General features: G+C 63.6%; 5 protein-coding genes, 1 tRNA gene and 1 pseudogene. 2 read left to right on the forward strand and 5 right to left on the reverse strand.

Features of this window, described 5'->3' with window-relative positions:
• The first annotated feature begins 2 nt into the window (after positions 1-2).
• Together VLR48_RS13395 and VLR48_RS13400 are read left to right on the forward strand one after the other, a co-directional pair.
• Positions 3-104, forward strand: coding sequence for a Fe(2+)-trafficking protein (locus VLR48_RS13395; protein ID WP_325292281.1), 102 nt, complete (start codon positions 3-5; stop codon positions 102-104).
• A 41-nt stretch (positions 105-145) separates the two neighbouring features.
• Positions 146-221: transfer RNA gene (locus tag VLR48_RS13400), tRNA-Phe, on the forward strand.
• 307 nt (positions 222-528) lie between these two features.
• On the opposite strand, the gene VLR48_RS13405 is transcribed toward VLR48_RS13400, so the two are convergent.
• The 5 genes and pseudogenes from VLR48_RS13405 to lpxD all read right to left on the reverse strand — a co-directional run bounded on the left by VLR48_RS13405 (position 529) and on the right by lpxD (position 4,876).
• Positions 529-795: a type II toxin-antitoxin system RelE/ParE family toxin gene (locus VLR48_RS13405; RefSeq protein WP_325292277.1), complete on the reverse strand. Its 267-nt coding sequence runs from the start codon at positions 793-795 to the stop codon at positions 529-531.
• Positions 779-1,006 (reverse strand): type II toxin-antitoxin system RelB family antitoxin, encoded by a 228-nt coding sequence (gene relB, locus VLR48_RS13410; RefSeq protein ID WP_325292278.1) that lies wholly within the window; start codon positions 1,004-1,006, stop codon positions 779-781. Before relB ends, VLR48_RS13405 begins: the two co-directional genes overlap by 17 nt.
• A gap of 86 nt (positions 1,007-1,092) precedes the next feature.
• Positions 1,093-1,548 (reverse strand): annotated as a pseudogene (locus tag VLR48_RS13415) (IS3 family transposase); the annotation flags it as partial.
• 85 nt (positions 1,549-1,633) lie between these two features.
• Positions 1,634-3,640 (reverse strand): sodium-translocating pyrophosphatase, encoded by a 2,007-nt coding sequence (locus tag VLR48_RS13420; RefSeq protein WP_325292279.1) that lies wholly within the window; start codon positions 3,638-3,640, stop codon positions 1,634-1,636.
• 114 nt (positions 3,641-3,754) lie between these two features.
• Complete coding sequence (gene lpxD / locus VLR48_RS13425) at positions 3,755-4,876, reverse strand: UDP-3-O-(3-hydroxymyristoyl)glucosamine N-acyltransferase (protein ID WP_325292280.1); 1,122 nt, start codon at positions 4,874-4,876, stop codon at positions 3,755-3,757.
• Positions 4,877-4,970: the final 94 nt, after the last annotated feature.

A 4,970-nucleotide genomic window follows, 5' to 3' on the forward strand; every position in this document is an offset into this window, starting at 1 on the left:
CCATGGACCCCAAGTCCCGAAAATTCCTGGAAGAACAGATGGAAAGCTTCTTCTTCGGCGCCGGCGTCGCCCCGCCGCCGGATTACCGGCCACCCCAGGCTTGACGTAAACCCGGGGGTCCGGTCTAATATGCCCCTTCGCGCAAGCCCAGGTAGCTCAGTTGGTAGAGCAGAGGACTGAAAATCCTCGTGTCGGTGGTTCGATTCCGCCCCTGGGCACCATAAACTCAGACAGCTAGCACAACCCTCTGAAATACCGTGGAGTGATCCGCTCAGCATGGCTGCTCGGCATAGTGCCTCGGCCTGCCCTTAGGATCCCGGCGTTAGCAGGCGCGGCCTCCCTCATGCAGATTCGGTCAGGTGCCGCAGTCGTGCGGTATCGGCACCTTCGCGAACCCTCCCTCTCCCTCGCGCGGACCTTCGGAGGAAACGAAGCCAGGGCGTGAAGGTTGACGCCTTCTCAGTTGGCCGAACCAAGCTTCCTCGGATCCGTCGATCAAGCGTCTCGCAGGCCAAGACGGCTCCCGGCTCATCGGTAAACCTCGCGCCGATGCCCGATCTCCAACACCAGGACCACACAACGGCCGTCTTCGATGCGACAGATCAGCCGGTAATCCCCGACACGGTAGCGCCACAGACCGGCCAAGGGTCCGCTCAATGGCCGACCGAGGTGTCGCGGGTCGGCTTCGGTCTCCAGGCGTTCGGACAGGAAGCGTCGAACTCGGGTGCGTGCCGCCCGGTCCAGCCCGGCCAGGGTACGGACCGCTCGCGGGGCGACCTCAACGCGCCAGGTCACGGTCGAGGTACGCGTCCAGCTCGTCCAATGTCAGCGGCTTGCCCCCGCTCTCGATCTCGCGCAGGGATTCCTCTGCCGCGCGAATGTCCTCCACGTCCTCCAGGTACGCCGCCACCGCTTCACGGAGAAGGTCGGCTTCCGGGCGTCCGGTCAGCGTGGCCAGGGCGTGCAGGCGAGCGGTTGTGGTCGGGTCAAGGCAAGTGTTGTGCATGGCGTGGCTCCTGGTTGATTGACGTGATCTCCAAGTCATGGCCTTCATGAGATTCCCTCGGTTTTTCGTCTTCCAAGGGAACGGGTTCATGCGACCTGCTTTTCTCCCTTTCCAGGGTTAATCAAGTCCTTCGGAAACGACATCGGGGAAGTGTAACCGAGGGTGGAATGCAGACGCTTGCGGTTGTAGAACACCTTGATGGACTCGAAGGCGGTGGCCTTCATGGCATCGCGGGTTGCGACGCACTTCCCGAAGACCCGCTCGTTCTTGAAGCTGTTGAACCAACTCTCGGTCGGGGCATTGCCCCAACGATCGCCCTTGCGGCTCGTCGAACAGACCATCCCGTACTGCGCCAGCTTGGCCCGGAAGACATGACTGGCGCACTGGCTCACCAGATCGGAATGGTGATCCCGGCCCAGGGCCGACTTGCAATGAAACCAACCCATGGGCAGTGCGCCGGTGACGAGATCGGCCGTCATGCGCGGCTTCAGCGACCAGCCCACGACCTCGCGGTTGAACAGGTTCAGCACCGTAGGTGCGAATTTGTTCGCACGAGCAGCCGCAAACGCAACCGCCGCACAAAAAAGGGGCCTTAAGGCCCCTTGCCAAACACCGAACCGGACGCGATCAGCCCAGCAGCGGTGCAATCGTCAGACTGACGATGGCCATGACGTTGATGAGGATGTTCATCGAGGGACCGGAGGTGTCCTTGAAGGGATCGCCGACAGTGTCGCCCACGACGGTGGCGGAATGCACGGTCGAGCCCTTGCCGCCGAGGTTGCCCTTTTCGACGAACTTCTTGGCGTTGTCCCAAGCACCGCCGGCATTCGCCATCATGAGAGCAAGCAGAACGCCGGCGAGCAGGGCGCCGCCGAGCATGCCGCCCAATGCCTCCGGACCGATGCCGAAGCCGACGACCGCGGGCGCGCTGACGGCGATGACGCCGGGCAGGATCATCTTCTTGATCGCCGCCGTGGTGGCGATGTCGACGCAGCGGGCCGTATCCGGCTTGGCCGTGCCTTCGAGAAGGCCCGGGATCTCGTGGAACTGCCGACGAATCTCGTTGATCATCTCGAAGGCGGCATCGCCGACCGCGGTCATGGTGATCGCGGCGATCAGGAAGGGAATCGCACCGCCGATCAGCATGCCCATCAAGACGTCCGGATCACCCAGGCTCAAGGTGAAATCCGGAATCAGAACATGCAGTGTCTCGATGTAGGCGGCGATGATGGTCAAGGCGGCCAATGCCGCGGCACCGATCGCGAAGCCCTTGCCGATCGCAGCCGTGGTGTTGCCCAGCTCGTCGAGCGAGTCGGTGATCTTGCGGGTCTCCGCACCCAGACCGCCCATCTCGGCGATCCCGCCGGCGTTGTCCGCGACCGGGCCGTAGGCATCGATCGCCATGGTGATACCCACCGTGGCCAGCATACCGACCGCAGCAATACCCACGCCGTAGAGACCGGCCATGTGGCTGGAGACATAGATGATCAGGGCGATGGTCAGCACCGGGATGACGACCGACTGCATACCGACGGCCAAGCCCGAGATCATGACCGTTGCCGGACCCGTTTCGCCCGACTTGGCGATGCGGCGCACCGGCGCGGCGGAGGTGTAGTACTCGGTCACCAGACCGATAATGATGCCGCCGACCGCACCGGCGAGGACCGACCACCAGATGTGGTTGGACACATCGATCATCCACACGACCAGGAAAGAGACAAGGATGAAGAGCAGCGTGGCCCCGATGGTGCCCGTGCGAAGCGCAGTGGCCGGCTTGTTGGCCGAGACGGATTTGACGAGAAAGATACCCGCAATCGAGCAGAGCAGACCGGCCGAGGCCAGAGCCAGAGGCAGGAACATCAGCGAGGACTGCGCGCCGAGCACAGCCAGGGTCGTGGCCGACATGGTTGCGGCGATCGCGATGGTCGCGATCTGCGCACCGCAATAGGACTCGAAGATGTCCGAGCCCATACCGGCCACGTCGCCGACGTTGTCGCCGACGTTGTCGGCGATGACGCCCGGGTTGCGTGGATCGTCTTCGGGGATTCCGGCCTCGATCTTGCCGACCAGATCCGCGCCCACGTCGGCGCTCTTGGTGAAGATGCCGCCGCCGACACGATAGAAAAGAGCGACCGACGAGGCGCCGACGCCGAAGCCGTGAATGGCGTGCGATGCCTCGGGATTACCGCCGAAGAGAAGATAGAGGAAACCCAGACCCAAGAGACCCAGCGAGGCGACCAAAAGACCCATGACCGAGCCGCCGTAGAAGGCGACCGTCAAGGCCGCGGGCGCACCGAGCGTGTGTGCGGCCGTGGTGGTGCGCACATTGGCCCTGGTCGCCGAAAACATCCCGAGAAAACCGGCACTTGCAGACGCACCAGCACCGACGACAAAGGCCAGCCCCGTCTTCCATCCCAAGAACCAGGTCAGCAGCACGAGGACCACGACGCAGAAGGTGCCCAACAGCATCAGCTCGCGCTTCATGAACACCATGGCGCCGAGATGGATCTCGTCGGCGATCGCCTTGATCTTGTCGCCCCCTTCGGGGTAGGCCAAGACCAGCTTGTAAATATAGTAGGCCGCCCATAGCCCGAACATGCCGAGCAGCAGCGGGATCAACGCGTTGAAGGACATTGGATCTCCTCAGTTCATCGGTCGTTTTGGTGATAAAACCGCAAGGTTTATAGCAAATATCACCCGGAAAAGCGATTCGACCGTCATTGAGCTGTCACATACAAACCATTGATATCAATCGCTGCCGGCACCTGACGGTGTTGCAGGGGATGGGGTGCTCGCGGATGAGTCCGCTAGGGATCGGGCCTTCAAGGAGGTGCCGTCCAAGTCCGCCAGCCGGCGTTCCAGGCATTCGATCGTCTGCTGCTGGCGCTCGACCTGTTTGAGCAACGCGGGAAGGCGAATCAGGGCTGCACTTTCGCGAAGGGATTGCTTGACCGGACGCGCGGGTGTCCCGAAGACGGCTACACCGGCGGGAATATTCTTGACGACGCCGGCTTGCCCGCCGATGCGTGCGCCGTCGCCGACGGTGACGTGATCCGAGATCGCGACCTGCCCGGCCACCACGACGCCTTGCCCGAGCTTCGAGCTGCCCGCGACGCCGGATTGGCTGACCAGAATGCTGTGCGGACCGATATCGACGTTGTGGGCGACCTGGACCAGGTTGTCGATCTTGGTGCCCCGCCCGATGCGCGTTATGCCCAGCGTGGCCCGGTCGACACAACTGTTGCAGCCGATCTCCACATCGTCCTCGATCACCACCCGCCCGAGCTGCGGGATCTTGCGGTGCGCCGTCCCGTCCCAGCGGAAGCCGAAACCGTCGCCGCCGATCCGAACACCCGGATGCAGGATACAGCGATCGCCCAAGGTCGAGTCGCGCAGGATGCTGACGTTGGGCCCGATCCGACAGTCGCTGCCGATCCGCACCCCGATGCCGAGATAAGACCCCGGACCGATCCGCGAACCCGAGCCGACGCAGGTATCGGCATCGATGACCGCACCTGCACCGACCTCCACCCCCTCCCCGAGCCGAGCGGTCGGGTGAACCGAGGCGCTCGGATGAACACCCTGGCTCGCCGCGATCGGCGCGAACCAATCCGCGATCTCGAAGAAGAGATTGCGCGGCTCGGCAACGCGCAGCAGCCGCTTGCCGAGCACCTCCGGAAAGCCCTCGCCGACCAGGACGAGCGCAGCCGCGCTGCGCGCCACGGCATCCGCTTGGCTGACCTCTTCGGCGAAACACAGGTCCTGCGAGCCGGCTTGGTCGAGCGTATTGACGCCATGAATCTCGGCGTCGTCGGGGACCGCGAGTACGATCTGCAGCCGGTCGTAAAGGGCTTGGATGGAGAGTGTCATGGTGCGGGCCAGTAGAAGGATTGGGCTACCGCCCCGGTCGCGGGGAGCGTGATATTGAGGGTCTGCGCCTGTCCGGCATGCTCGACCGTCAGGA

Origin of the sequence: Thiocapsa sp., assembly GCF_035467215.1 — a bacterium.
GTDB lineage: Bacteria > Pseudomonadota > Gammaproteobacteria > Chromatiales > Chromatiaceae > Thiocapsa.

Bases quoted from the DNA above. Each gene is read 5' to 3' on its own strand.
- VLR48_RS13395 (WP_325292281.1), top strand. From the start codon at position 3: ATGGACCCCAAGTCCCGAAAATTCCTGGAAGAACAGATGGAAAGCTTC.
- relB (WP_325292278.1), bottom strand. From the start codon at position 1,006: ATGCACAACACTTGCCTTGACCCGACCACAACCGCTCGCCTGCACGCC.
- VLR48_RS13420 (WP_325292279.1), bottom strand. From the start codon at position 3,640: ATGTCCTTCAACGCGTTGATCCCGCTGCTGCTCGGCATGTTCGGGCTA.
- lpxD (WP_325292280.1), bottom strand. From the start codon at position 4,876: ATGACACTCTCCATCCAAGCCCTTTACGACCGGCTGCAGATCGTACTC.